This is a genomic window from Cellulomonas sp., assembly GCF_017744555.1.
In the GTDB taxonomy this organism is placed as follows: domain Bacteria; phylum Actinomycetota; class Actinomycetes; order Actinomycetales; family Cellulomonadaceae; genus Cellulomonas.
The window spans coordinates 1-503 of the sequence record NZ_JAGIBD010000137.1; the positions used below are offsets into that span (position 1 = coordinate 1).

The 503-nt window shown below is 71.6% G+C and carries 2 protein-coding genes; both read right to left on the reverse strand.

Annotation, left to right across the window (positions count from 1 at the left end; genetic code table 11):
- Positions 1–141 precede the first annotated feature (141 nt).
- Positions 142–378, reverse strand: a complete 237-nt coding sequence (locus J7523_RS20565; RefSeq protein WP_291890691.1) for a toxin — start codon at positions 376–378, stop codon at positions 142–144.
- Positions 375–503, reverse strand: a 129-nt coding sequence (locus J7523_RS20570) for a ribbon-helix-helix protein, CopG family (protein ID WP_291890693.1), incomplete at its 5' end; no start/stop codon positions are given. The genes J7523_RS20565 and J7523_RS20570, both read right to left, overlap by 4 nt.

Genomic DNA, 503 nt, shown 5'->3' on the forward strand with positions numbered 1-503 from the left:
GTACTGGATCCCCGCCGAGCGACTCGAGGAGCTCAACGACCACATCGTCGGCACCATCGAGGTCGTCCAGACCTTCCGGTGACCGCGAGCGGGTGCGGACGGAGTGGCGAGCGACGTCGCTCCGTCCAGCACCTGGCTGTGTCACGGCAGGAGGTCGAGGTACTTCCTCCGGGCGGGCATGGCGTGGATGACCAGCTCGCGGTCCTCCAGCACCAGCACGACGGTCTCCAGCTGGCGCGCGTGGGTGTCGAAGCCGAGGCGTAGTTCTCGCGCGGGTGGTCCGTCGTCGAGCGGCTCCACCCAGAGCGGCCAGTCCGCAGCCTGGACCGCGTCGTCGGGGGTGACGCCGTGCTTGAGGGCGCTGCGGCGGACCCTCACGCGGCGAAGTGCGCGAGCGCGGCCCGGATCGCCTCGGACCGGGTCATGTGCTGCTTCGCCGCGATGGCGTCCAGGGCCTCGAGCTCGGCGGCGGTGAGCCGCACGGCGACGACCTGCATCGGCTC